Annotated in this window: 26 protein-coding genes; 15 read left to right on the top strand and 11 right to left on the bottom strand. The window is 63.4% G+C overall.

What is annotated here, in order from left to right; translation table 11 throughout:
- Position 1 precedes the first annotated feature (1 nt).
- The 4 genes from I6E58_RS09450 to fmdA all read left to right on the top strand — a co-directional run bounded on the left by I6E58_RS09450 (position 2) and on the right by fmdA (position 3511).
- The gene (locus I6E58_RS09450; protein WP_197132608.1) at positions 2–1045 is read left to right on the top strand and encodes a LuxR C-terminal-related transcriptional regulator; all 1044 of its coding nucleotides are present in this window, start codon (positions 2–4) and stop codon (positions 1043–1045) included.
- Between the two features lie 188 nt (positions 1046–1233).
- Positions 1234–1527, top strand: coding sequence for a zinc ribbon domain-containing protein (locus I6E58_RS14515; RefSeq protein ID WP_197132605.1), 294 nt, complete (start codon positions 1234–1236; stop codon positions 1525–1527).
- A gap of 28 nt (positions 1528–1555) precedes the next feature.
- Positions 1556–2176 (top strand): AmiS/UreI family transporter, encoded by a 621-nt coding sequence (locus tag I6E58_RS09440; protein ID WP_197132602.1) that lies wholly within the window; start codon positions 1556–1558, stop codon positions 2174–2176.
- An 81-nt stretch (positions 2177–2257) separates the two neighbouring features.
- Positions 2258–3511: a formamidase gene (gene fmdA / locus I6E58_RS09435; protein ID WP_197132599.1), complete on the top strand. Its 1254-nt coding sequence runs from the start codon at positions 2258–2260 to the stop codon at positions 3509–3511.
- A 418-nt stretch (positions 3512–3929) separates the two neighbouring features.
- Here the strand turns inward: fmdA and I6E58_RS09430 are convergent, their stop codons facing one another.
- The 4 genes from I6E58_RS09430 to I6E58_RS09415 all read right to left on the bottom strand — a co-directional run bounded on the left by I6E58_RS09430 (position 3930) and on the right by I6E58_RS09415 (position 9675).
- Entirely contained in the window at positions 3930–4829 is a 900-nt protein-coding gene (locus I6E58_RS09430) for an oxygenase MpaB family protein (RefSeq protein WP_197132596.1), read from the bottom strand.
- Between the two features lie 99 nt (positions 4830–4928).
- Positions 4929–5915, bottom strand: a complete 987-nt coding sequence (locus I6E58_RS09425; protein WP_197133010.1) for an NAD(P)-dependent oxidoreductase — start codon at positions 5913–5915, stop codon at positions 4929–4931.
- Entirely contained in the window at positions 5912–8659 is a 2748-nt protein-coding gene (locus tag I6E58_RS09420; RefSeq protein ID WP_197132593.1) for an alpha/beta fold hydrolase, read from the bottom strand. The genes I6E58_RS09425 and I6E58_RS09420 overlap by 4 nt, the downstream gene beginning before the upstream one ends.
- Complete coding sequence (locus tag I6E58_RS09415) at positions 8653–9675, bottom strand: 3-oxoacyl-ACP synthase III (protein ID WP_197132590.1); 1023 nt, start codon at positions 9673–9675, stop codon at positions 8653–8655. The genes I6E58_RS09420 and I6E58_RS09415 overlap by 7 nt, the downstream gene beginning before the upstream one ends.
- A gap of 252 nt (positions 9676–9927) precedes the next feature.
- Between I6E58_RS09415 and I6E58_RS09410 the strand changes: the two genes are divergently transcribed.
- Positions 9928–10284 (top strand): hypothetical protein, encoded by a 357-nt coding sequence (locus tag I6E58_RS09410; RefSeq protein ID WP_197132587.1) that lies wholly within the window; start codon positions 9928–9930, stop codon positions 10282–10284.
- A 94-nt stretch (positions 10285–10378) separates the two neighbouring features.
- Here I6E58_RS09410 and I6E58_RS09405 read toward each other — a convergent pair whose 3' ends face one another.
- Entirely contained in the window at positions 10379–11329 is a 951-nt protein-coding gene (locus I6E58_RS09405; RefSeq protein WP_197132583.1) for a DUF368 domain-containing protein, read from the bottom strand.
- Positions 11330–11453: 124 nt separating this feature from the next.
- Here I6E58_RS09405 and I6E58_RS09400 point away from each other — a divergent pair, with 124 nt between their 5' ends.
- From I6E58_RS09400 to I6E58_RS09370, 7 genes are all read left to right on the top strand, one after another.
- Positions 11454–12902, top strand: a complete 1449-nt coding sequence (locus I6E58_RS09400) for a threonine/serine exporter family protein (RefSeq protein WP_307842066.1) — start codon at positions 11454–11456, stop codon at positions 12900–12902.
- Positions 12903–12982: 80 nt separating this feature from the next.
- The gene (locus I6E58_RS09395) at positions 12983–13351 is read left to right on the top strand and encodes a hypothetical protein (RefSeq protein WP_197132580.1); all 369 of its coding nucleotides are present in this window, start codon (positions 12983–12985) and stop codon (positions 13349–13351) included.
- Positions 13352–13524: 173 nt separating this feature from the next.
- Positions 13525–14325, top strand: coding sequence for an SDR family oxidoreductase (locus I6E58_RS09390; protein WP_197132577.1), 801 nt, complete (start codon positions 13525–13527; stop codon positions 14323–14325).
- Positions 14326–14509: 184 nt separating this feature from the next.
- Positions 14510–14989, top strand: coding sequence for a thioredoxin domain-containing protein (locus I6E58_RS09385; protein ID WP_197132574.1), 480 nt, complete (start codon positions 14510–14512; stop codon positions 14987–14989).
- Between the two features lie 67 nt (positions 14990–15056).
- Entirely contained in the window at positions 15057–15629 is a 573-nt protein-coding gene (locus I6E58_RS09380; RefSeq protein WP_197132572.1) for a DUF4395 domain-containing protein, read from the top strand.
- Positions 15630–15882: 253 nt separating this feature from the next.
- Positions 15883–16146, top strand: coding sequence for a hypothetical protein (locus tag I6E58_RS09375; protein ID WP_129071247.1), 264 nt, complete (start codon positions 15883–15885; stop codon positions 16144–16146).
- Between the two features lie 17 nt (positions 16147–16163).
- Positions 16164–17135, top strand: coding sequence for an FHA domain-containing protein (locus I6E58_RS09370; RefSeq protein WP_197132569.1), 972 nt, complete (start codon positions 16164–16166; stop codon positions 17133–17135).
- Between the two features lie 27 nt (positions 17136–17162).
- Here the strand turns inward: I6E58_RS09370 and I6E58_RS09365 are convergent, their stop codons facing one another.
- Positions 17163–17888 (bottom strand): tyrosine-protein phosphatase, encoded by a 726-nt coding sequence (locus I6E58_RS09365; RefSeq protein WP_197132566.1) that lies wholly within the window; start codon positions 17886–17888, stop codon positions 17163–17165.
- 45 nt (positions 17889–17933) lie between these two features.
- Between I6E58_RS09365 and I6E58_RS09360 the strand changes: the two genes are divergently transcribed.
- Positions 17934–18635 carry a spermidine synthase gene (locus tag I6E58_RS09360; RefSeq protein ID WP_197132564.1) on the top strand — a complete coding sequence of 234 codons (702 nt, stop codon included), beginning with the start codon at positions 17934–17936 and terminating at the stop codon, positions 18633–18635.
- On the opposite strand, the gene I6E58_RS09355 is transcribed toward I6E58_RS09360, so the two are convergent.
- The 3 genes from I6E58_RS09355 to I6E58_RS09345 all read right to left on the bottom strand — a co-directional run bounded on the left by I6E58_RS09355 (position 18636) and on the right by I6E58_RS09345 (position 19360).
- A complete protein-coding gene (locus tag I6E58_RS09355; protein WP_197132561.1) occupies positions 18636–18836 on the bottom strand; it encodes a hypothetical protein in 201 nt (66 codons plus the stop codon).
- A gap of 135 nt (positions 18837–18971) precedes the next feature.
- Entirely contained in the window at positions 18972–19133 is a 162-nt protein-coding gene (locus tag I6E58_RS09350; protein WP_145963168.1) for a DUF2207 domain-containing protein, read from the bottom strand.
- 53 nt (positions 19134–19186) lie between these two features.
- Positions 19187–19360 carry a CsbD family protein gene (locus tag I6E58_RS09345; protein ID WP_197132558.1) on the bottom strand — a complete coding sequence of 58 codons (174 nt, stop codon included), beginning with the start codon at positions 19358–19360 and terminating at the stop codon, positions 19187–19189.
- A gap of 172 nt (positions 19361–19532) precedes the next feature.
- Between I6E58_RS09345 and I6E58_RS09340 the strand changes: the two genes are divergently transcribed.
- Together I6E58_RS09340 and I6E58_RS09335 are read left to right on the top strand one after the other, a co-directional pair.
- Positions 19533–20213, top strand: a complete 681-nt coding sequence (locus I6E58_RS09340; protein WP_197132555.1) for a response regulator transcription factor — start codon at positions 19533–19535, stop codon at positions 20211–20213.
- Entirely contained in the window at positions 20210–21481 is a 1272-nt protein-coding gene (locus I6E58_RS09335; protein ID WP_231595198.1) for an aromatic acid exporter family protein, read from the top strand. Before I6E58_RS09340 ends, I6E58_RS09335 begins: the two co-directional genes overlap by 4 nt.
- Here the strand turns inward: I6E58_RS09335 and I6E58_RS09330 are convergent.
- Positions 21478–22485 carry a diacylglycerol kinase family protein gene (locus tag I6E58_RS09330; RefSeq protein ID WP_231595197.1) on the bottom strand — a complete coding sequence of 336 codons (1008 nt, stop codon included), beginning with the start codon at positions 22483–22485 and terminating at the stop codon, positions 21478–21480. The genes I6E58_RS09335 and I6E58_RS09330 overlap by 4 nt on opposite strands.
- An 81-nt stretch (positions 22486–22566) precedes the next feature.
- Positions 22567–23376: a DUF1206 domain-containing protein gene (locus I6E58_RS09325; protein ID WP_197132552.1), complete on the bottom strand. Its 810-nt coding sequence runs from the start codon at positions 23374–23376 to the stop codon at positions 22567–22569.
- Positions 23377–23380: the final 4 nt, after the last annotated feature.

Below are 23380 nucleotides of genomic sequence, written 5' to 3'. Positions count from 1 at the left end.
CATGGGACTGAGCGATGCTGACGCACAGGCCGTCCTTCGGGTCGCCGGGCGGCTCACCGCGCATCCGCCGCTCGACTTCGCGGATGTGCTCGAAGCGGTGCGCGAAGTCATCGACTGCGACAGCGCATCTTTCAATGACATGGTGCTGGCCGCGCGAGATTTTCGCTACGTGATTGTGCCCGCCGCCGAGATCGCCGTCGCCACCCGGTTGAAGCCGGAGTACGACAAGTACTTTCACCAGCATCCGCTGATTGCTGCAGCGACTTCTAAGCCCGGGCTTGGTGCCATTCGCTTCAGCGACGTTGAGGGCGCCGCTGACTTCACAGACACCGATCTTTATCGACATTTTTACGAGCCGTTCGATGTGCGCTTTCAGCTCGTCGTAGAGCTGCCCTCGCCGCCGGATGTCGTGGTCGGCTATGCCCTCAACCGCAGCGAGCGGATGGGGGAGTTCAGCGATCGCGACGTCGCCGTGATGAACGCCCTCAGCGGTCACCTTGCGATGCATCACCGCGCAGCGCTCGACGCCGAGCGCGCCCTGCTCGTGAATGCGGAGATGGATCGTCACGCCTGGGCGGTGGTGTCGGTCCGGTCGGATGGGGTGGTGGAAGCGTCGTCATCGCACGTGCTGAACGTGGGAGATCGAGTCCCGGACGAGCTCGCAGCGATCGTCGCCGCTGCCGACTCGAAACGGGAAGAAGAAGCTCAACATGACGTAATGATCGGCACGCAGCGATGGCACTGCATTGTGCATCCGGTGCGGCTTGGCCCCACGGTGCTGTTCTTGCGCCGGCAGCAGGATGTCGCCGCGGATACGGCTTCGCTTCTGGGAGCTGGTCTCACCCGTCGCCAAGCTGACGTCGTCATTGCGCTTGCGCGCACGGGTGGTTCGAACAACGAACTCGCCCAAGAGCTTGGCATGTCAGAGTCGACCGTAAAGAAGCATTTGGAAGGCGTCTTTCGAGTGCTGCACGTGACGAGTCGTGCTGCTGCGGTGCTTCGGTTGCGTGAGTTGACTGCGGCAGACGGCGATGTCACTCGGTAACGATCGCAGTTCGACGAGCTTCCAGCCACGTCGATCGCGTCGCTGACGTGTTCTGGTGAGCGTGCCCACGCCGACTTGAGTGCCCTCGTCGGCGTCTCTCCACCACAGAGTGGTACCGCATCCATTGCTTACTTGATGGATGCTTGCTAGCGTCTCGATATATACAAAGTTGTCTACCCGTAAGAGGGGTGAGTGCTATTCCAGCCTACGAATTTTCTTGCGCCGAACACGGGCATTTCGATAAGCGTGCTCCGATGGGTGACATTCCCCAGGTGGCCTCGTGCCCAGCCTGTTCCAGCGATGCACCTCGAGTCTTTAGCTCCCCTCTCCTCAATCTGGGGGATTCCGGAGCAAGACGGCTTCTTGACGCGACCAACGCGACGGCGGATGCGCCGCGAGTCGTCGGCGCGCCACCATCGGGTTCTCGTAGGCCTCAACGGGTTACCTACGATCCTCGAGCGCAGAAACTACCGCGCGCCTAGAGAAAAAAATACAGGAAGCGAGATCCAGATGAGTGCTGTCGGTTTGCTATATGTAGGTGCGGTGCTATTCCTCAATGGGCTCGCGCTGATGGGCATCGTGAAAGGCACCGGGGCTACACCAATCAACTGGTTTGTCGGGTTCTTGCAAGTTCTCACCCCCACCTACCTGATCTTCACCGCCGGGGGAGACGCAGCAGTGATTTTTTCCGCGAGTGGTCTCTACCTGTTCGGCTTCACCTATCTCTACGTGGCAATGGGGAACACCTGGGGCCATGACCCGACGGGGCTCGGCTATTTTTCTCTCTTCGTCGCGATCATGGCCGTTGCGTATGCCGTCGCGAATCTTGTTTGGTTTGGGGACTACGCGTTCTTTGTCATCTGGCTCGAATGGGCTGTCTTGTGGTTCCTTTTCTATCTGGTGCTTGGCAAGGGGATGACGTCGCTCACCTGGATCACCGGTGCGGTTGCCGCGGTGCAGGGGTGGATCACCGGCGCGATTCCTGCCTTCCTTCTGCTCACGGGAATCTGGCAGACACTCAACGGCGCGATCGTCGCCATAGTTCTCGCTGTTGTTTTCATCGTCGCGATGGCCATCATGCGAAGCCGACAGCCCGCCCCGGCAGAGGAGGTGGCCCACTCGAACGCCTAAGCATTCACCGCCGGTCATTCCGAGGCGAGTGCCGTTTTCACGAGACTCACAAGTATTTGCTTCATCTTTGAAAGGAAAAAAATGTCTGAGAATCTGTTTCCCTTAGATTCCGAAAAATCCTTTACCGACCAGAAACTGGTGGGCCACAATCGATGGCATGGCGACATCCCGGCGGCCGTCACGGTCAAACCGGGTCAGGTGTTTCGAGCTGACTGCCGTGAATGGTTCGACGGGGCAATCGTCAATGATGACTCAGCCGATGACATCGCCAATGCACCGCTAGAGAGCGTCCACGTATTGAGCGGACCGTTCGCCATTGAAGGCGCCGAACCCGGCGACCTGCTCATTGTCGACATCCTCGATATCGGTTCTATCCCCAACGAGACCGGCCCTCTTGCTGGCCAGGGCTGGGGCTACACGGGCGTCTTCACGAAGAACAACGGTGGCAGCTTCCTCGTCGATCAGTTTCCTGACGCCTACAAAGCCATCTGGGATTTCGAAGGCGGCTACGCTACTTCTCGCCACGTGCCCGAAGTGCGCTACCGCGGCATCACTCATCCCGGGCTGATGGGAGTCGCGCCCTCCAGCAAGCTGTTGTCGACGTGGAACTCTCGCGAGGCTGCACTCATCGCCACTGATCCGCACCGGGTACCACCGCTCGCGCTTCCCCCGGAACCGCGCTCGGCAATTCTCGGTTCGCTCACCGGAGCCGAGTTTGATCGAGTGAGCAATGAAGGCGCTCGTACCGCTCCTCCGCGCGAGAATGGTGGAAACCAGGACATCAAGAACTTCACCAAGGGCACGCGCGTTTTCTATCCGGTCTTCGTGAAGGGGGCGAATCTCTCGTTCGGTGACCTGCACTTCAGCCAAGGTGATGGTGAAATCACGTTCTGCGGTGGCATCGAGATGGGCGGATTCGTCGAACTCAAGGTCGACATCATCAAGGGCGGCATGGAGAAATATGGGGTGTCGGAGAACGCCATCTTCCAACCAGGAATCGAAGGTCCGCAGTACAGCGAGTGGCTTGCTTTCAGCGGTACCTCGGTGACATTGGATGGCGAGCAGAAGTACCTCGACTCCGATCTCTCGTACCAGCGCGCGTGCTTGCACGCGATCGACTACCTGACGAAGTTCGGGTACAGCCCCGAGCAGGCGTACCTCCTGCTCGGATCCGCTCCCATCGAAGGTCGACTGTCTGGAGTTGTGGATATCCCCAACTCCTGCGCCACCGTGTACCTGCCCACCGCGATGTTTGACTTTGATGTCACGCCGTCGAAGGGCGGACTGCATCAAATCAATCCCGGGATCGGGGCCCCGCGCACGGCAAACAGCTAGCCGAGTGAGCTGACGCCCTTCGGGGCTATCGGCGGCTTGAGGAGAGGGCGGTGCGTCGCCGGCTAAGCCGGCGACGTGCCGCTTTTTCGTTCTTCGGCTCGCTACCGGCTTTGCTGCACGATCGTGCGCGCCGAGAGTTGTGAAGTCGGTTTATGACCTCGGTAGGCACGGGGAATATCGCCTGAGCAATGGTCTAAGAATTCCCCGCGCCGATAATCGAAGCTCTAGTCTTTGCGCTTGCTGGCGGCCTTGTCTTTCTTGTCGGCACGCTTCTCCTTGAGAGACTTGCTCGCTACAGTCTTGCCGCTGGATTTCTTGGGTGATTTATCGGCCATGACGTTATCCTCCTGTGAGCCGAGTGGCTCGTTCCCTGAGCGTACCCCGCCTGCGGCGCCAAGCGATGTGTGCGCCGTGTGAGTCAGACCGAATCCCGCTCACGCTCGAGGCGAGCCAGCCGCACGCGGGCGGCATCTTCGCTCGAGGATGAGGTGCCGAGAATTTTGCCGACGGCGCGCAATACGAAGCCGGTCGCCCAAATCACGGGCAGCGGTGATCGGCGAAGACCGAGCAGTTTGCGGTGTTCCTCGGGCAACGAAGCGACGGCTCCTGCGAACAGCACTCGGTAAGCGGGCATCATCGAGCGGCGAAGCGGGGGATTGCGAATGAAGCGCACCGCTTCGAGAACGCGCTCGTCGCTCTTGAGCACGGGGCGGAATCCATCGATCTGAGCTTTCAACTCAGCGCGGGATCGCGGTGGTTGCTCTACTCCCACCAGCTCACCCGCGGTTGCCCACTCGCTCACGTACTGGTCGGCCCCGCCGGGGATGGGCTTTCCCCACAGCTCGTGGCTGCCGAGGAACGCGTCGGTGAAAACGGCGTGCACCCACGACAGCAACTCCTGGTCGCCGGCGGTGTACGGGCGCTCGACGCCGTCGACATCCAGATACGTGCCCGCGACTCGGGTGTGATATTTGCCGACTCGGGCGGACTCGAGCTTCGACTGTTCAGTGCTGGCGAAAGTGACCGTGATGAGCCACTGGATCGTGCCGGAGAGTCGCCCCAGCGGATCCTCTTTGTACCGCGACCAATCGTGAACGCCCGCCATCGCTCCGGGGTGCAGTGTTTGCATAAGCAGCGCCCGGATGCCGGCGACGAGGGTGCCCATGCCGCCGTGCACCACCCAGGCAGCAGAATCGGGGCCGAAGAATCCGGCGTCGTCACCCTGCTCGATGCGCGCAACCCACGCCGGTCGCCCCGAGCTTTCGCCGGAGAACGTCGTCAGGAGGTGTGAGCGCCAGGAGTCAGAAAATCTTCCCATCCTTCGACGATATGCCGGGTTGCTGGGAGGTTAGCCGAGCGCGTCCGTTGGGTCGATCTCGTTAGCCGGTTTCGTCGGTGGGCTCATCCGCCGAGCGCTTCAGGCGACCGGCCCGGCAGCTTCCGCGTAGTGTGCCGCGAGCCTGCGCAGTCCCTCATCGATACTGACTGCGGGAGCCCAATCCAGAGCCTCGCGGATATCGCGCTGATCGAACCAGTGCGCGGTCGAAAGCTGTTCGGCGAGGAAGCGTGTCATGGGTGGCTCATCGGCGCCGGGGCGCACAGCCCAGACCCGCTCGACGGCAGAGCCCGCGGTGCGCGCGAGGGCTGACGGGATGCTCCAGCGCGGCGGCTGAACACCGGCGGCGAGGCAGATGGCGGCGAGGATGTCGCCGACGGGGCGCGGTTCGCCGTTAGTCAGCACGTAGGCCTTGCCGTGGGCGGTGTCGGCGTGGTGCAGTGCAGCGACGATTCCGGATGCCGCGTTGTCGACGTAGGTCGTATCGATGAGGGCGGTGCCGCCGTTGAGCAGGGGGAGTCGGCCGCTGCGCGCGCGGTCGACGATGCGGCCGATGAGCTGGGTGTCGCCGGGACCCCAGACGATGTGCGGGCGGATGGCGATCACGCTCATGGCGTCGGAGTCGCGGGCGAGTGCCAGCAGTTCGGCCTCGGCCTTGGTGCGGGCGTAGTCGCCGCGGGCATTTTCGGGCGAGGCGGGTTCGGCGCCGACCCCCGCCAAGGCAGAGCCAGCGTGCGCGACCGAGGGTGATGACACCTGGACGAAACGGGTTAATCCGGCATTTTCGGCAGCGTTGAGAACCGTGCGAGTGCCCTCGACGTTGACGATCTGGAAGGCACCGGGGTCGCCAGCCAGCGAGACTTTGGCGGCGAGATGGATCACGCCTTCCGCGCCGTCAGCCGCGCGTGCAACGTGCTCAGGGTCATTGATCGAGCCGAGAAAGTCGGTGACGCCATCCACGTCGGATGGGCGGCGCTGCAGCGTGCGAACCTCATGGCCCGCCGCGACCAGTTCGGCGGCGACGGCGCGACCGAGGAAGCCGGATGCTCCGGTCACCAGCACGATCATGGTGCGGTCGGCTTTCCACCCGCGAGCAGACGTTCGGCCCACTCGGAAAGCCGCGAGCGGTCGATCTTGGAGTTGTGGCGGATGTCGGTCGGCAGCTGCGGAACGACGAGCACAGCAACCAGAGGAAGCATGGTGCTCGCGCGCACGGCGGCGGTTAGCTCGGGGCTCGCGAGTCCGGGGCGCTTGGCCGTCGGAATCGTCTCGACAACCGCGACGGCTTGGCGTAATCCGTGCGGACCAACGCCGACGACAGCGGCACGGCGAACGGCCGCGACGCCTTCAACGTCTTGTTCCGCGCCGACGGGAGCGATCGGCCCGGTGGAGCTCACGATGACGTGCGGGAGTCGACCTTCGACCCAGAGGCGTCCGTGTTCGTCGAGGTGTCCGACGTCGCCGGTGCGGTGCCAGCGTGTAGGCTGGTTTGCCGCAGCGTTCGTTGCGTCGCTTGCGTCGCCAGCATCCGGAGTCGCAGTCTCCGCCCCGATCCCGGTCTCCCGAACAGCGGCACGATCGGTCAGCCACAGTCGGTCGTAGTGATCCTTGAGGTGCGGTGCCGAGATGATGATTTCGCCGAGAACTCCGGGCTCCGTGCTGGGGGCGCCAGTGGCGACACCGTCGGAGTCGAGGGCGCTGATGCGCACGAGGTTATCGCCGATCGGCGTTCCGACGCAGACTCCTGTGTTGGCATCGCCGGCGGCGGCGCGGATGCCGTCGAGGGTGAGGTCGGTCACGAGCAGGCACTCGGTCATGCCGTAGGGCGAGTGCGCGATCGCGTTGGGCATGACGGTGCCGGCGGCGGTGAGTAGTTCCGCGCTGATGGGCGCACCGGTGGAGAGGAAGGTACGCACGCGTTCGAGCTCCGTGCGATCGTCAGCGGTGAGATCTCCGGCGGTCGCGACGACGTTGAGAATTGCGGCCGGGGAGAGGAACACCATGCTGGCGCCGGATGCCTCCACCGCGGCCGCGACAGCGTGGGCGGTAAGCGTGCGGGGAGCCGAGACATCCATCTCGGGCGTCACGGATCGCGTGCCGAGGGCCGGACCGAGCAGGGCGAAGGGTGCGAATCCTGTCACGAGGCCGGTGTCGGCGGTCACCTCGAAGTGTTGTGCGAGCACATCGCGCAGGGCGGAGAGTTGGCCGTGACGGTAGACGACGCCCTTGGCGGGGCCGGTCGAGCCCGAGGTGAAGAGAATCGCGGCGTCGTCTTCGGCGCGTGGCGGTGCCGGGATGGGCGTGCTCGCGCCGAGCGTGATGAGGTCACGCAGGCTGTACGAGACTCCGAGCGCGGCGGCGGAAACCTTGGGAAGGCGCGCGGTGGAGATGCGCACTCCGGGCCAGCCGAGCGTGCGGGCGGCGGCGAGGCCGGGGGCTTCGCCGATGACGTAGTCGGGCCAGGATCCGCGCACAGCACGGGTGAGTCCCTTGACGCCGAGGCCGGCATCCGCGACAACGATGATGGCGCCGATGCGCAGGCAGGCGTAGACGACGGCGGTGAGGGTCGGCCCGGGTGGGACCAGCAGGGAGACCCGCTGGCCTTTGCGAACGCCGATGGCGGTGAGGCCGGCGGCGATTTCGCTGACGCGGTCGGCGAGTTGCTTCCAGCTGACCTGTTGCGGGCCGCGGCTTCCGCGAGTCGACATGTCGATCACGGCGGTCGCGGTGTCGTCACGGCGGGCGTCGAGGTTGTGCCAGAGCGGGACGAAGGATGCGGCATCCGCGTCGGTGTCGACCGCGGCAGCGAACGCCTCGCGAGGCGACAGCGCCGACGAACCAGGATCGGTAATACTGGCAGCATTGTCGCCCAGCCAAGTCAGCACCGATGCGGCGTAGGGCGCATCTTCGGCGAGCATGTGGCCGGCGCCTTCGAAGCGGTGCACGTTGGCGTGGGGGAGGCGCTCGATGAGGTCGTCGAGGTAGTAGTCGCTGAAGATGGGGTCGCGTGGGCCCCACAGCATGAGCGTCGGCAGGTCGAGGGCGGCGACTCCGGCAGCGATGCGTTCGAGTTCGGGGAAGCTTTCGTGGCTGGCGTCGGCGGGGATGTCGGCAACGAAGCCACCGATGCCTCCGCGGCGATCGGCGGTGCGATACGGCGCGCGGTAAGCATCCTTCACGGCGGCGTCGAGCGGGTCAGTGGTGAGCGCCAAGGTGGTTTCGAGGAACGCGGGGGTGCGCACGGTGGAGGAGGCGAGCATCCCGCGCGCCCGGGCCAGCCGCAACGGTGCGGGGATCGGCTTGCCGGCTTCGTGATGCACGGCGGTGTTGAGCAGCATGACGCCGGTGAGTTGCGCCGGGTGGTCGACGGCCCAGCCGAGGGAGACGACGCCGCCCCAGTCGTGGCCGAGCGAGATGACGGGCCCGGTGAGGTCGAGAGTGTCGGTAAAGGCCGAGAGGTCGCTGACCCGTTGGGCGAGCGGGCGGTGGATGCCGGTGCGCTCTGAGAAGCCCATGTCGAGTTGGTCGACGGCGATGATGCGCCACGCGGGCGCTCCCGCTTCGGCAGCTTCAAGCGACTGCGACAGCAGGTCGCGCCAGTAGTACGACCAGGTCGGGTTGCCGTGCACGGCAAGGATGGTGCCGATGACGGGCACGCCGAGGCGAGCGAGCTCGGCGCCGGTGTCGAGGTAGTGCCAGTCACGGGTGAGCCCAGCATCCGCCCCGCTGCCGGGAACGGCGGTGATGTGGCTGAAGCGCGGGTCGAGCCCCGGGAGGTCGAGCGGTGGGGTGGCGGCGGGCGCAGTTACCATGCGAGCTCCATCATTGCGGTGTTGAGGCCGGAGCCGACGCCCATGAGCAGCACGCGGTCGCCCTTTTTGAGGGTGCCTTGGGCTTCATCGAGGGTGATGGGGATCGAGGCGGGGCCGACGTTGCCATAGAGGGGGAAGGTGGTGGGCACGCGGTCGCGGTCGAGTTTTGCGGCTTTGACGATGGCGTTGGTGTGCACGGACGACACCTGGTGGGTGACGTACATGTCCATCTTCGACCAGTCCCATTCGGTGGATGCTTCTTTCCACGCCGAGACAACGAGGTCGAGGCCGCCCTTAAGGAGGGCTTTCGCGTCGGTGAACATGCCGTCGACGCTGCCGACGCAGAGTTCGTGAAACTGGGTTGCTGCGCGGGTGACGCCGCCGAGAATCGGATGACCGGCCGGATGTTCGTCGGTGCGGCCGAGCACCGCAGCCGCAGCACCAGAACCGAGCGTGAGGGAAGCGAACTCGCTCATGAAGCCCTCACGGTCGCCGTCTTGCTTGAGCAGGCGGTCGATGGTGTTGGTCTGGATGTCATCGGCGTCTTCGCCATTGACGATGATCGCGTACCGAATCTGGCCCGATTCGATCATGTTCGCGGCAAGGTTCATACCGCTGACGAAGCCGAGGCAGGCGTTGGCGACATCGAAGTTGATGGCGGAGCTGGGCAGCCCAAGCCCGTGGTGCAAGCGCACGGCAACCGACGGCTCGAGGTGCTTGCGGCTCACGGACGTGTTAATAAGGAGTCCGACTTCGGAGGCATCCACGCCCGCTTCAGCGAGAGCACGTTGACCTGCCGAGACGGTGGCATCGTCGGATGTTTCGCCGTCAGCCCAATTGCGACGCTCGAGCACACCGGCCACTCGTTGCAGGAGTCTGCTGGGCAACGCAAGGCGTTCGAACGCCGGCGCGAGGCGCGTTTCAAGGTCGCCGGATGTTGTTACACGGCTAGGTAAGGTACTCGCCACAGACAGCAGTGAAACGTTGGCAAAGCGAGTATTGGCATTTCCGGCCACGGAACCTCCGTCGAGCGAGCCCCGCGGGCTCAGTAATCAAGAGGCTTAGTTTATGCCAGATGGCTGAGCCTTACCTTCTGGTGGCGCGAGTGTCCCTCGCTGGCGCTCCGAACTGGAAGATGATTAGCAATCTACGGCCGACCTTTCCCTGAAAATCTTACGCGCATCCTCCTGTCTCAGCTACGGTGGGACAACCAGCGGGCCACTGGTTGGCTACGTTGAGATGCTTGTGAAACAGGGGAATCCTCGATCATGGACGACGGTAGCGCAACTGAGAATCGTTCCACTCTGTCAACGAAGGCAGTACCGTTCGTGGGCGTTGTGTCTTTGGTCGCCGGCTCAATCACGCCTGCTTGGGTGATCGTGGGATCCATCGCCGGTGGGCCCGAGTCAGGGGCGTGGGTTCTGGTCGTCCTACTCATCGGTTTTCCGTTTAACCTTGTGGCCCTCGCGCTACTAATCGGCGCAGTCATTTCCGGCGTGTGTGCCTTGCGTAGAGCAAAGGCAGATCGAGTGCTTGGCCGAATCGGTCTGACGTTGGCCGGCTTCCAGATTCTAGCGGCAGTCGTGTTGACCGGATTGTTTGTGGGGGCCTTTTTCGGACACTGACGCCAGAATTGGCTACCGTCACCCCCGCCCGCAGCTTCTCGACGGTATCGCTCACAACCTTGCCAATGTTGGTGAGTAGCTGCGAACTGGTGCGCTAGGCGTCGCGCGGCTCAGGATCGGCCAATACCTCCGGCGACAGCATCCGGCGCTTCACAAGCGCAGCTTCTGCGGCCAAAATGCCCAGCACAACCACTGCACCGAGAGCGATGAGCAGCAACACGATTCCAAAGTCGGCTTCAGGAGCCAAGACCTCGCCTGATTCGGTTTGCCAGGGCCAGAGGGCGCGCAGCGAGCCGAGCATGAGGCCGGTCATGATGACGAGGGTGACGCGGCGGCGGTTTTTGAGCAGCCATTGCAGGGCGGAGACGAAGAGGCCGAGGCCGATGATGGCGCCGATCGCGAAGGCTCCGAGGTAGCCGAGGTTGCGGTCGTTGACCGCAGCGAGGGTCGGGGCGTACATGCCGAGGATCAGCAGCAGGTAGGAGCCGGAGACTCCGGGCAGCACGAGAGCGCAGACCGCTAGCGCGGCTGCGAGAGAGACGATGATCAGCGCTGGGTCGGCATCCGCCGCTTTCGGCAAGCTCGTGAGGGCGACGGCAACGCTGGCAGCGAGGAGGCCGATGAGGATTTCGCGGAACGTCCAACGCCCTCCGACCATGCGTGCCGGCACGATGAGCGACGCCGCGATGAGGCCGGCGGAGACCGCTCGGGTTCCGGTGGGGAACTGCTCGATGAGCGGCGCAAGGAGGGCGGCGCCCAGAACGATGGCGAGCAGCATCCCGATACCGATGGGCAGAACGACATTCCAGCGCACCGAACTAAAGTGGGCGGCAGCGCGAGAGAGGCCGCGACCCCGGATGCCGTCAGCAATCGTGAGCGCCACACCGCGAGCAAGATGCCCGGCTCCGTCAATGAGCGAATCGTAGACGCCGACGAGCAGTGCAATGGTGCCGCCACTGACGCCGGGGACGATCTCAGCGAAGCCGATCAGCATGCCGCGCAAGGCGTCGCCGACGGTGCGAATGACGGGGTGTACTCGGGTCATTGCGTGCTCTTTTTCTGCTCGAAATTCGCTGGCTCGGCGTAGGACAGTCGGTCTAGTGTAAACGGCCACAACTGGGGGCCGCAGCGTGGGGGAAACACCAGCCCACAGCCCCTACCCTTGAGTGGTGAGTAAGGGCAAAGACTCCCGCATGCGGGCATATCGACAACGACTGGGGCGATCTCTCGTCGCGATGGCCGGGGGAGCCCTGCGCACCAATAATGCGCCCACCCAGCTGCTCTCTGTGCCCGGGCACGAACCGCAACTTTCTCAGCGTCACGCGCGCTCCGTAATCGACCTCTGCCTGCGTGCCGGTGAAGCGATGCTTGCGACCGGAGCCTCCGCTGCCGACGTTGTCGCCACCGTGCTGCGCCTCAGCACGGCGTACGGCGTCAGCGGGATGCACGTCGACATCACCTTCACCTCTCTTACGGTGTCCATTCACCGGGGGATGAACGAAGACCCCATGTCGATCATGCGCATTGTGAAAGTGCGCACCATTGACTACACACGCCTGCAGAACGTGTACTGGCTCATCGACGAGCTCACGGGCCCCGACGGCCCCGGCGATGTGGATGAAGCGCGCGAGAAGCTTGGCGTAATTCTCACCACGCCCCACCCGTACCGGCGCTGGATGGTCACCGCCGGCAAGGCGCTCCTCGCGGCAGGTGTCGTTGTGATCTTCGACGTGAGCTTCGTGCTCGTGCTTGTGGCTGCAGCATCCGCCGCCATCTCAGACGTGCTCACGCGACGTCTCGAACGACTCTCGGTTCCCGCCTTCTTCGCTCAGATCGCGGCAGCGGGCGTTATCACCGTCATTGCGGTGTTCATGTTCTGGCTTCGATCGGTCGGCATCGATATTCCCGGATCGAACAGCCCCACCGTGATTGTGATCTCTGGCATCATCATGCTGCTTTCCGGTGTGGGGCTCACCTCTGCGGCCAGCGACGCGATCGGTGGCTACTACGTCACCGCCACTGCTCGCGGCCTCGAAGTGATGATGATGACCGTCGGCCTGGCCGTGGGAATCTCGATCGTGCTCAGCATTTCGCTGCGCCTCGGCATCCCCGTGGCGGTCGGGGATTCGCTCGGCGACAGTCGCAGCGTTGTCTCCGGCATGGTCGGCTCGGCGATCATCGCCGTCGGCTTCGCCCTTGCCTCCTATGTGCGGATGCGCCTGCTCCCCATCATGGCGATTGGCGCCGCCCTCGTGTTCGCCGTCTACTGGGTAGTGCTGCCTCTGGTTTCCTCGCCCGGGCTTGCACCCGCGATTGCGGGAACCGCTGCCGGCATCGTGAGCTACCTTCTCTACCGCTGGCTGAAAGTGCCCGAAGGCGCCACCAACATGGTCGGCATCATCGCGCTGCTGCCCGGTCTCGCCCTCTACCGCGGCATTTACGCCCTGATGGACTCGGAATTCGGTGTCACCGAAGCGTTGCCTTCGATGGTGATGGCGCTTGCGACGGGCCTCGGGCTTGCGGCGGGAACAACCATTGGCGGCTTTATCGCTCGACGGACCTTCGGATTCGACCGTGCGGCAATGCTTGCGCTGAAGCGGTCGCGTACGCCGCGGTGAGTAGCCGCTGCCCGCGGCGACGTCCGACCCGAACTGTAACTCGCCCTCTCCAAGGTTCGAGTCGCTGCTAACTTTGGCGCATGACGTCAATTTCGATCGAAGAGAGTACCGTCGCGCAGCGCAAGAAGTCTGGTCTGGTTCTGCCGATCACGTCGCTTGTTCTCGCGACCCTTGCGCTGATAGTGCCCCTTATCGTGATCTATCCGATGGCTTATTCCTTTGAGGGAGACACCGCGGCTTACGGTATCTATGCCTTCGGCGTGGCGACGGCAGCGTGGCTGATCTGTTTGGCGTTGGGGGTGCCAGCCCTCGTGGTGGCCATCGTCGCCCTAGCGCTTCGTCGGCGCCTCATCGGTCTGCCGATCGCAGCGATAGCCCTCGCTCTTTTCGCGGGCATCGTCGGACCTGCGGCCTATATTTTTCTGGCACTGAGCGTCGACGCCTACTAACGGGCTGTCGTAGCTGGGTTCAGCGATTCATCGTCACTCAGCCCGAATAGCGGCGCCTAATCGTGGAACCCCGAACGGACGTGGAGGACAGTATGTTACCGTTCGGTACAGAACGCGAGTTCGCTTCCGGGTCGCCACCGCGATCCGTTCCCACATCTGGAAGGATCCCCACAATGGACCTCACTAACCGCCGCGGAATCATCACCGGAGCTGGCCAAGGAATCGGCCAGGCCATCGCCCTCGAATTTGCCGCGAAGGGAGCACACCTGCTGCTCGTCGGGCGCACCGAATCCACACTGCAGAAGACCGCTGACCTCGTCAAGGACGCAGGGGGAACATCCGAAATCCTGGTTCAAGACTTGGGTCAGGCAGATGGCGCCCAGAACGTTGCTGACGCCGTGAAGTCGTGGGAGACCGTCGACCTTCTCGTGAACAACGCCGGTAACGTGCGCGCTGGTCGCCTCGAAGATGCCACCGCGGAGCAAGCCACCGCGATGATCGACCTCAACCTCACCGCGCCCGTGCTGCTCACGCAGGCACTGTTGCCGCAACTGCGTGCAAGCGGCGCAGCGGGTGGAAGCCTGCTCCTGAACATCTCGAGCGAGATCGCTCTCGTCGCGATGCCGTTCTATGCGGTCTACGCTGCGACCAAGTCAGGTCTTGCCGCGTTCGGTGAAGCGATGCGTCGCGAACTGCACGGCACCGGCGTGCACGTCGCCACGGTCTACCCGGGCGCCACGGACACCGATATGATGAGCAGCCAGAACGCTGACTGGACGCGCCGCCCCGTCTCCGACGTTGTCGCCCAGGTCATGACCGGTCTTGCCGCCAACGAGCACGAGATCAACGCTTCAGCGCCCGACGGCCGTGGAATGCAGGAGCTCAACGCTTCTAACCCCCTCGCTGTTGACGCCGCGATGGCTCCCGGACTGGCCGACATGGAAGCTGCCGTGAAGGACCACAACAGCATCTAGCACTTCTCTTCCGGGGGCGCCGCGATTGTGGCGCCCTCGGAATATCTGAAGCCCCATTCGACTTGTTATGTGAGTGCCAAGTCGCGTGGGGCTTTTCCCGTCCCTGTGGTGCGTCAGGTCAGTAACCTCGCGTCACACAGCGCCGAAGCGCCCTAACTCCCCATAACCTCGAAAGGTGAACGCTGTGGAAACCCTGTTTGTGCTGGTCGGCCTCGTGGCCTTCGCCACCGTGCTCGGCCTCGTGTGGCGTGCCCGTACCGGTCGCATCAAGCGCACGCGCACCGACGGTTCGACTGCCGCCACGGCAGCGGCATCAGCCGCCGCATCCGAAGAGAACCGCATCGTGATCGACGGTGTCGCCCCGTTCGGCAGCCGCGTCACCTTGGTCCAGTTCTCGACCGCAGCCTGCGCAATCTGCCCCACTGTTCGAACCCAGTTGAGCGCCCTCGCCGCGGAATTCGATGACGGAACCGGCTCAGTCGTTCACGTCGAGGTCGATGTCACCTCGCGTCCCGAGATCGCCAACCGCTTCAACCTGTTGCAGTCGCCGACCACGTTCATCCTCGACGGCAACGACTCGCTGCACGCCCGCATCGGCGGAGCCCCCAAGATCAACGACCTCCGTGCTGAGTTGGGCCGGATGCTCGCTCCCGCGCTCGTCTAACGACGAGTCGCCGCACCCTTCCACCGCACGCCAACCGCCGCCCTGCGCGCACCAGAGAGCACCTCCTATGACTACGCCCCACACGAACGCCGCCGGAGCGGCTGAGCTCTCCGCGTCAAAAGCTGCCCTCGCGGCGAAGCCCGGCCAAGCTGGCATTGACCCGCGTGGTCCTCGTTTCGGTGCTGCGATCACCGCAGTGCTGCTGCTCACGGTGATCGGTCTGGGGCTTGAGACCGCAGCGTCGCTTCCGGCCTCGCTCGCCGAGCGTGCCGCTCAGCCCGCGTTCCTCCTCTTGAGCGCTATCACGGCGCTGTTTGCGTGGGGCGCTTTCGCGGGCATCCAACGTCATCCCTACGGTCTGTTCTTCAAGGCGGCGATTCGCCCGCGTTTGAGCGCACCGAGTCACCTCGAAGACCCGCGCCCGCCGACGTTCTCGCAAGGCGTCGGCCTGTTCGTCACGGTCATCGGCGTCGTGCTGCACCTCGCCGCCGTGCCCTACGCTCTCGTCGTTGCTGCCGCATTCGCGTTCATCGCCGCCTTCCTTAACTCTGTGTTCGACTACTGCCTCGGCTGCCAGCTGTACATGCTGCTCGTGCGCGCCGGCCTGATCGGACGCGGGAGCAACCGCTCCGCGACGTAGCGGGGTACGTCCACCGCATAACGACAGCGCGCACCGCCCACTGTCTGCAGCGAAGCAGTTCTCATCGCAATCGGGGGAGCGCGAGCATCCGCCCCACTTCGTCCGACGAAGCCAGCTCTCCCAGTGAGAATGCCGTGATCTCAGCCGCACCTCTTCCCTCCTTCGGGGTACGCGATTATCGTGGCATTACAGTGGGCGGCTACCGATCACGATGGTCGTCCAATTTCTCAATGCGAGCGAAAAGGACGAAACCATGTCTGATCTCACTAACCCCGCCGCCTCGGACGGTGCTACTGGCCCCGACGCTCACAACATCCAAGACTGGACAGATCTTGGTAAGGAAATGTGGTCGTACCTCACCGGCCGCAGTGCCGTCATTGACTACAGCTTCATTGACATGACGGTCGAAGTTCCCCGCGATGTTGGCCAGGATGCACCTCGTGCAACGTGGAAACTCAACGGCACCCTGAGGGTAACCACCAGCGAAGGATCCGGCTCCGAACCGACCGCCCCGTAGCGATGAGTACTCCAACGATGACTACCTCAACGAGGCTCGACATCGATCTGGCGTTCTCGCTCGTCGAACCGATTCTTGACGATGCGGATGCTGAGTCCTCGAGTAACGGGAAGTTGACCGCGACCCCGCTCGAGACCGAAACGATGTCGGGCACGGTCACTGCGAGCGGCACCGACATCGAGGTGTTCTCGAGCAATCCGGAGCTCTTTCTGCAGGCGCGCTCCGTCAAAGTGAAGGAAGCGCGCATTGTGGCGAAGGCTCTGGCGGAACGCGGGCTCACCGTCTCGCTGTCAGGGCCGCTCGGGCTGATCGCCCGTATCGGCGCTATCAAGCCGTCAGTGGCTCAGCGAGTGCTCACGGGGTCACCTCACATTGCGTTGGGAAGCCGCGCCGCGCTCGCTCCTATGCTGCGTCGGCGCAACGCTGCTGCTCCGGCAGGCCCGCGGATGCAGTTTCCTCCCGGAACGCTGTTTCCGCTCATTCCCACCTTCGACCGCACGATTCGCCGCAAGGTCACGACGACGCACTATGCGCCGGGAGCAGGGCGGCCACGCTTGTTCTTCGTCGTTGGCTCTGAAAACTGGAACGGGCAGATGCCGCGCGAGTTCGAGCTGCGGTCGGATGTGACCACGATCGGTTCGTCGTCGGCCGCAGATCTGCAATTGCCCGGCCTCGATTCCATTCATGCCGAGATTCGCCACGACGAGGACGACGAGTACGTGCTTCGTTCGTTCGGCGCCGTCGGCGGTGGCTCGCGACCGCTCACTGGTCAAGAAGCGGGCTCTCGCACGCTGCGCACCGGCGCGCTCATGGAAATGGGCCAGTGGCGCATCGGCTTCTTCCGCGAAGAGTACGCCGACCATGGTCGACCCTTCGGCGGTCGTATCGGCGGAGAGATGGGGCATCAGAAGCCCCAGCCCGGGCGGCATCGCGCAGAATCTGAACCGGTTGTGCTGCCGGAAGGACCAGAGGTTCCTGAGACGCGCTAAGCGTCTGGGTTGCACCGCAGGCGCAGGCTACTCAGCGATGAGGAGCCTGCGCAGTGCGGCGCGGGTAGCGATCGACACCTCGAGCAGGTCAAAGATCTCGTGAGCGCGCGCGGCGGTGTCGTGAACGATCGGGAGTTTGTCGATCATCCATTCGTCGACTTCAGCGGGCGATCGCGCTTCGTCAGGTTCGGCACCGGGGGCGTGGGTGGCGATGTGCGCCATCGCGTGCACAGAGGTCGCGTAGTCTTCGCCAACCGCGTGGGGATCGACACCAGCGTTACCCAACATAAGGGCGCTGATCATCCCAGTACGGTCGCGGCCGGCACTGCAGTGCACGAGCGTGCCCGGTGCGGAGCTGGCGATTGAATCGAGAGCACCACGCACGAGTTGGGGCTGCATCTGCCAGTTGTGAGCCCAGTATTCGGGCGAGTCGAGAATGGGGGCGCAGGTTTCCCAAAACTCCGGATCGTTCTGATCTTCGGTGGGAGAGTTGACGATCGCGATGCCCTCGAACGCATCGTCGGCTATCACGTGATCGCCCTCGCCTTGCCCTACCTCATGAGCACAGCGGAGATCGACGATGGAGGCCAGGCCCCACGCCCGGGCATCCTGCCAGCCAGTTTCGGTCAGGCGTTCCCGTCGCGGCCCGCGGGCAATGCGCCCGAATCGTGTCTCGCCGGTGCTGGAGAGGGCGGTAGGGAAACCGCCGAGGTCTCGAGCGTTGAGATAGCCGTCCCACTCCAGTGTTGTCATTTCCTCAGCATACGTGGTGAGTGTGAAAGCACGTAGGCTCACCCCATGGCTATTTCCCGCTTCGAAGAGCTCGATTTTCAAGAAACCGCAATGGGCGAGCTCAACCTTCGTCGCCGGCGTGAGCCCACGCTCGACGTTGACGTGTATGAGGTGAAGCTGGGGGAGGAATACCTCATGTCGAGCCTGTTCACCGTTGCCGAAATTGCTCTCTCCGACCTGGGACTTGCTGTGGCCAGCGGCGAGGCGCTTCGGGTTGTCAACGGCGGTCTCGGTCTCGGCTACACGGCGGTGGCAGCTCTTGCGGATCCGCGCGTTGCTTCACTCGAAGTGATCGATGCTCTGCCCGCTGTGATCGATTGGCACAATCGAGGCCTGCTCCCGGTATCCGCGGAGCTCACTGGTGACAGCCGCACGACGCTCACCCACGCCGACTTCTTTGCCGTGATGCGTGCTGAACCGACCGAGCCGTATGACGTGATCTTGCTGGATGTCGACCATTCGCCGCGCCACCAACTCGATCCGAGCCACGCCGACCTCTATACCGTCGAGGGCCTTCGGCGTGTGCGGGCTCACCTCACGGCCGGCGGAGTCTTTGCGCTCTGGTCAGACGACCCTGCCGACGACGAGTTCATGGAGCGCTTAGGCCAGGTCTTCGAGAACCCAACCGCGCATGCGGTCGACTTCGATAATGCTCTGACCGGCGGGGTGTCATCCAACACCGTGTACGTCGCGACAAAACTCGCTTAGCTAAAGCTCGGTCGAAGGAGCGAGTTCTTCAATCCACTCGGCGATAGGGTCCTCGGTCGCGTGAAGAGCTGCGTGCTCGCTCGCGGAGAGCGGGGGAAATGGTTGAGCGATCACATCCGAATCGCCTTCGCACAGGGGCTCTGCGGCCAACGGGGTCAATTGTGGGGTGGCGGTAGAGCGGGCGCTAGCGTGTGTGCACATTCGGGATCCTTAGGGTCGTGCCGGTTAAAAGATGAGGTGCGCACAACCAAGGGGTTGCGCGCACCTCGTTCAGTGCATCGTTCTCTGGGGGGAGGGGCGATGAACCGCTTCAGCTAGCTCTGCAAGCTATTGGCGTTAGACCTTGCCGCCGGTGAGCTTGCGAGCGAGGAAGACGATGACGGCGATAACGGCCAGCACGATTCCCACCCAGAGGAGGAAGTTGAGCGACTGCACGAGTCCTCCGGTGAGGAGCAGTGCAACGGCGATGACGGCGATGATGATGAGAAGAGTGTTCATGAAGTGGTGCCTTTCAATAAGGGTAAGAGGGTGATGCGGCAGTAGCGGAAGGGCTACTCGGATACCGCGTCTTTGACGTTCTCGCCAGCCTGCTTCAGGCTCGCTTTCGTCTGGTCAGCGTGGCCTTCGGCCTCAAGCTTCTCGTTGTCGGTGGCCTTGCCTACGGCCTCTTTGGCCTTGCCGGCGAAGTCTTCGGCAGCGTTTTCGATTTTGTCTGATGCGCTCATGGGTGAGGTCCTCATCGTCGGGGGGAGTGTGGTGGCGTGGAGTGCTCGCCAGCGCTGGCGTAGTGCGGCAAGCACCCCACAGGCTGAGAGTATTCTCCACACAAGGTGGGAGGCTTCACCCCTAGGGGTGAACTTTTCCCCGCGCATCCAATCGCCGCTCTATCGTTGATCTATGACTGCTGTACAGATCGCCCTCGTCAACGACTACGAAGTTGTCGCCCGCGGAGTAGTGGGGATGCTTCGCGCCTACCAGAACCGCATCCGCGTCGTTGAGCTCGATCTCAATAAGCGCGTCGACGACGTGGTGGATATCGCCCTCTACGACACCTTTGCGGGCACCCAGGGAGACCGGGCGGCGGTGCGTGACCTTGCCGCCAACCCCCGGGTCAGCGCGGTTGTTGTGTACTCGTGGAACCTCGACCCGACCCACATCGCAACGGTGATGAGCAACGGGGCCAACGGCTACATCTCAAAAGGGCTGCCGGCGGCCAAGCTGGTGGCCGCTCTCGAAGCGATCCGTGCCGGTGGCGAACGGATTCATCTTGGTGGCGTGAGCGTCTCTGCTGTCGCTGTGGGCGATTGGCCCGGGCGTGAAGAAGGCTTGACCGAACGCGAAGCTGAAGTGTTGGCCCTCATCACTCAGGGCCTCGCGAACGTGGAGATAGCAGAGCGCACTCACCTCTCGATCAACTCAATCAAGACCTACATTCGTAGCTGCTACCGAACTATTGGCGCCACGAGTCGCACCAACGCGGTGCTGTGGGGGATCGAACACGGCTTTCGCCCCGATCGCGTCAGAATCGAGCATCCGGAACCGACACCCGGCAGCGTGGATATCGCTGTCAACGCATGAGGCGTCCGAAGCTGCCGAAACGTCTCACCATCGACGCCAGCAGACTGCAGCCGATGAAGCAGCGTTTGAAACCGGTGGTGCAGCGCTTGCAACCGGTAGCGCAGCGTCTGCAACCGGTGACGCAGACGGCGGGGCGGATGCGGTCAGACATCACCCGAACCCGGATGCTGCAGGCCGCCAAAACAGGGCTAGCCGTGGCGATCGCGTGGACGGTCGCGCCCTACCTGCCCGGCGTCGCCGACAACTACCCGTACTACGCGCCCCTCGGCGCCATCGTCGCGATGTATCCGACGCTCATGGGTTCGCTCAAGAATGCGGCGCAAACCTTGGGAAGTCTCGCGATCGCGATCGTGCTCGCTGGCGCTGTCATTATCTTCAGCTCGCCGTCAGTGCTCACGATGGCGCTAGCCGTTGGTGTCGGAGCGCTGATCGCGGCCACGGGCTGGTTCGGTGCCAACCGTGAATACATTCCCGTCACCGTGCTTTTCGTGCTCATCATTGGCGGGCCGGATGCCGACGACTACTCGCTCGGCTACCTTGAGCAAGCGACGCTCGGCATCGTCGTCGGGTTGCTCGTTAACCTCCTCATTTTTCCCGCGCTCACCCACAACGCGGTCGACCAGCAGTTGTCGAACTTCCGTGCGGTGCTCTCTGATCACCTCGCCGAAATCGCTGAGGCCTTGGCCGAGAGCTGGCCGCCCGAGCGTGACGGGTGGGCATCGGGCAAAGACTCGCTCATCGTGGTCTCAGGCGAGGTTCGGCAAGCGGTGCTTCTGGCCGACGAGAGCCGAAAGGCAAACCCGCGTGCCCGCCGCTATCGTCGCGATCTGAAAGCGGACTACAACGATCTGGCCGCCCTCGAGACGGTCACATTCCACGTTCGCGACATCACGGATGTACTCACCGGCGCAGTCTGGGGAACACCGATCAAGGTGCAACTTCGTCCTGAAATGCGTCCGGAGTTAAGCGCAGCACTCGCTGCCGTCGCCTCGGCGCTGCGCGACTGGGACACTCTCGAGCACCGCGAAGAATCCCACGCCCTCGCTACCGATGCGCTTGCCGATCTGACGGCCGAATTGGATGCCCGCAAAGCTGACGCAAACGCGACGGCCCTGGGGGCATCGGCAGCAATCTCGATGGACATCGCCAGAATTCTTGCGGCGCTAAACACCCGACTTGAGCGCGCCGAAGAAGCGGAAGAAGCGGAAGAAGCGGAAGCGGAGCAAGAAGCGGAGGTAGCGGAGCAGGGCGAAGACTCCCGCAGTTAGTGCTGAGAGGAATCCGCAGTCCGAGGCATCCGCACGGTCAAGCCGCCGGCTTCAATGCGGCTCTTGAAGGCGATCGTCTTTCCGAACTCGTCACCGTCGAGTTCGATTTCTTCGGGGGTGCTCAGGCGGATTGTGAGCTGTTTCGCCTTCACATATCGCAGTGCGCGAACGTCTTTCGTGGTGAGAAAATGACCGCCTCTGATGCGGCGCAGCACGCCGTTTTCCCACAGCACCTTTCCCAGAATCTGAGCCCAGCCGATCACGCCCTGGGGTCGCATCACGGCGACATCAAAAAATCCGTCGTCGGGAGCGGCATCCGGCAGCAGCAGCACATTAGCGGTTAGCGAGCCGCAGTTGCCGACGATGACGGTGTGGGCTCGGCCCGAACGTGCGCGCTGAGAGTCGAGGCGATACTTCACGTGCAATTCGCTGCTATCGGCGAGGGCTTTCACAATGGCGCTCACGTACGCGAGCCAGCCGATGCGCTTCTTCAGATCGTCATTGGTGTTCGCGATCATTTTGGCATCGAGGCCCAACCCCGCCATGACGACGAAAGCGTGCTTCGAGAGAGCGTTGTTCTCATCGCGGATGTCGATGAGCCCGATATCAACCGCGCGATCGACCCCGGTGAACGCGGTTCGAACCGCGCCCTCGAGGTCATCGAGGGGAATGCCGAGGTTGCGAGCAAAGAGGTTTCCGGTGCCGGCGGGCATGAGAGCCAGAGCGGCGTCACTGTCATGAATCGCCTCGGCGACGGCTCGAACCGTGCCATCGCCGCCCGCGACGATCACGACGTCGGCGCCCGCAGCCAGAGCGTCTCGCGTCGCACCGGCTCCTGGGTCTTCCTTGCTGGTGGCGTGGAAGGTGGTTGTCTTCCAGCCTGTCTCATTCTCGAGGACCGTGACGGCCGCCTTGATGGCATCGATGTCGACCTTGATCGGGTTGTACACGACCGCGGCAGAGCGAGACGCTGCTGGTTTGTCGTCAGGCGTCGAGTTCATCATTCTCCCTAGTCAAAGCTGCGCCGAATGGCTAGCTGAAACGCTGGCTCGATCGTAGTGCCGAGAGCTGTCGTCAGCGACTAATTACAGGCGGGCGAATCGTGCACGTGCGAAGCAGTACACGCCATAGGCGATGAGTCCCACCGCGATAACGAGAAGAACCACCATGCCGTACGGTAACGCTGTCAGGCTCGTGAGGGCAGCATCGAGGCCGGATGACTTCTCGGGATCGTGAGTAAAAGCAGCCGCCACGACGAGGATGCCGGCAACGCCGATCGCGACACCCTTCGCGACGTAGCCCGCAGTACCGAGCCCCAACACAGCCTTACGCAGCGTGCCACCGGGAACGGACACGTCTTCGGTGAACTTTTGGGTGACGCCCTTGAAGACGAAATAACCGCCGACGCCGACAACGACAAGGCCGGCCAGCACCAGAACGCCGACTCCCACCGGGTTCGCCATGAGGTCCGCGCTCACACTGCTCGTGCTGTCGGAGGAGCTGGACGATCCACCGAGTGCGAACTTCAGTGCGGTGGAACCCAGGGCAAAGTACGTGATCCCCTTAGCGACTTCTGCCCCGCGTTTGGCCCACTTGCGCTTCGAATCCTCGGGCTGCATGAGGAACGCTGAAATGAGCAGCCAGAGACCGAGGGCGAACATGCCGATGACGACGGCCCACAAGAGGAACACTCCGCCTGGCGTCGACGCGAGTTGTTTGAACGCCCCCGACTGATCGGCATCCGTGTCTCCGCCGCCGGTCGCGATGCCAATGGCGAGTGCGCCGATGAGGAGATGTACGAGGCCATTGACGGCGAAACCGAGGCGCGCGAGCACGCGGAGGGCGGTGCTGTTGTGGGCGGTTCGGGCGGCTTGGGAGGCGGAGGCATCATTCACTCGA

This window comes from Salinibacterium sp. SWN1162, from assembly GCF_015864675.1.
GTDB lineage: Bacteria > Actinomycetota > Actinomycetes > Actinomycetales > Microbacteriaceae > Rhodoglobus.
Note: the sequence above shows the minus strand (reverse complement) of the source record. Positions and strands in the feature narration are given on the sequence as shown.

Excerpts from the sequence above, each read along its gene's own strand:
- I6E58_RS09450 (WP_197132608.1), top strand. The coding sequence starts at position 2 with ATGGGACTGAGCGATGCTGACGCACAGGCCGTCCTTCGGGTCGCCGGG.
- I6E58_RS09440 (WP_197132602.1), top strand. The coding sequence starts at position 1,556 with ATGAGTGCTGTCGGTTTGCTATATGTAGGTGCGGTGCTATTCCTCAAT.
- fmdA (WP_197132599.1), top strand. The coding sequence starts at position 2,258 with ATGTCTGAGAATCTGTTTCCCTTAGATTCCGAAAAATCCTTTACCGAC.
- I6E58_RS09430 (WP_197132596.1), bottom strand. The coding sequence starts at position 4,829 with ATGGGAAGATTTTCTGACTCCTGGCGCTCACACCTCCTGACGACGTTC.
- I6E58_RS09425 (WP_197133010.1), bottom strand. The coding sequence starts at position 5,915 with ATGATCGTGCTGGTGACCGGAGCATCCGGCTTCCTCGGTCGCGCCGTC.
- I6E58_RS09420 (WP_197132593.1), bottom strand. The coding sequence starts at position 8,659 with ATGGTAACTGCGCCCGCCGCCACCCCACCGCTCGACCTCCCGGGGCTC.
- I6E58_RS09410 (WP_197132587.1), top strand. The coding sequence starts at position 9,928 with ATGGACGACGGTAGCGCAACTGAGAATCGTTCCACTCTGTCAACGAAG.
- I6E58_RS09405 (WP_197132583.1), bottom strand. The coding sequence starts at position 11,329 with ATGACCCGAGTACACCCCGTCATTCGCACCGTCGGCGACGCCTTGCGC.
- I6E58_RS09395 (WP_197132580.1), top strand. The coding sequence starts at position 12,983 with ATGACGTCAATTTCGATCGAAGAGAGTACCGTCGCGCAGCGCAAGAAG.
- I6E58_RS09390 (WP_197132577.1), top strand. The coding sequence starts at position 13,525 with ATGGACCTCACTAACCGCCGCGGAATCATCACCGGAGCTGGCCAAGGA.
- I6E58_RS09380 (WP_197132572.1), top strand. The coding sequence starts at position 15,057 with ATGACTACGCCCCACACGAACGCCGCCGGAGCGGCTGAGCTCTCCGCG.
- I6E58_RS09375 (WP_129071247.1), top strand. The coding sequence starts at position 15,883 with ATGTCTGATCTCACTAACCCCGCCGCCTCGGACGGTGCTACTGGCCCC.
- I6E58_RS09370 (WP_197132569.1), top strand. The coding sequence starts at position 16,164 with ATGACTACCTCAACGAGGCTCGACATCGATCTGGCGTTCTCGCTCGTC.
- I6E58_RS09365 (WP_197132566.1), bottom strand. The coding sequence starts at position 17,888 with ATGACAACACTGGAGTGGGACGGCTATCTCAACGCTCGAGACCTCGGC.
- I6E58_RS09360 (WP_197132564.1), top strand. The coding sequence starts at position 17,934 with ATGGCTATTTCCCGCTTCGAAGAGCTCGATTTTCAAGAAACCGCAATG.
- I6E58_RS09355 (WP_197132561.1), bottom strand. The coding sequence starts at position 18,836 with ATGTGCACACACGCTAGCGCCCGCTCTACCGCCACCCCACAATTGACC.
- I6E58_RS09350 (WP_145963168.1), bottom strand. The coding sequence starts at position 19,133 with ATGAACACTCTTCTCATCATCATCGCCGTCATCGCCGTTGCACTGCTC.
- I6E58_RS09345 (WP_197132558.1), bottom strand. The coding sequence starts at position 19,360 with ATGAGCGCATCAGACAAAATCGAAAACGCTGCCGAAGACTTCGCCGGC.
- I6E58_RS09340 (WP_197132555.1), top strand. The coding sequence starts at position 19,533 with ATGACTGCTGTACAGATCGCCCTCGTCAACGACTACGAAGTTGTCGCC.
- I6E58_RS09335 (WP_231595198.1), top strand. The coding sequence starts at position 20,210 with ATGAGGCGTCCGAAGCTGCCGAAACGTCTCACCATCGACGCCAGCAGA.
- I6E58_RS09330 (WP_231595197.1), bottom strand. The coding sequence starts at position 22,485 with ATGATGAACTCGACGCCTGACGACAAACCAGCAGCGTCTCGCTCTGCC.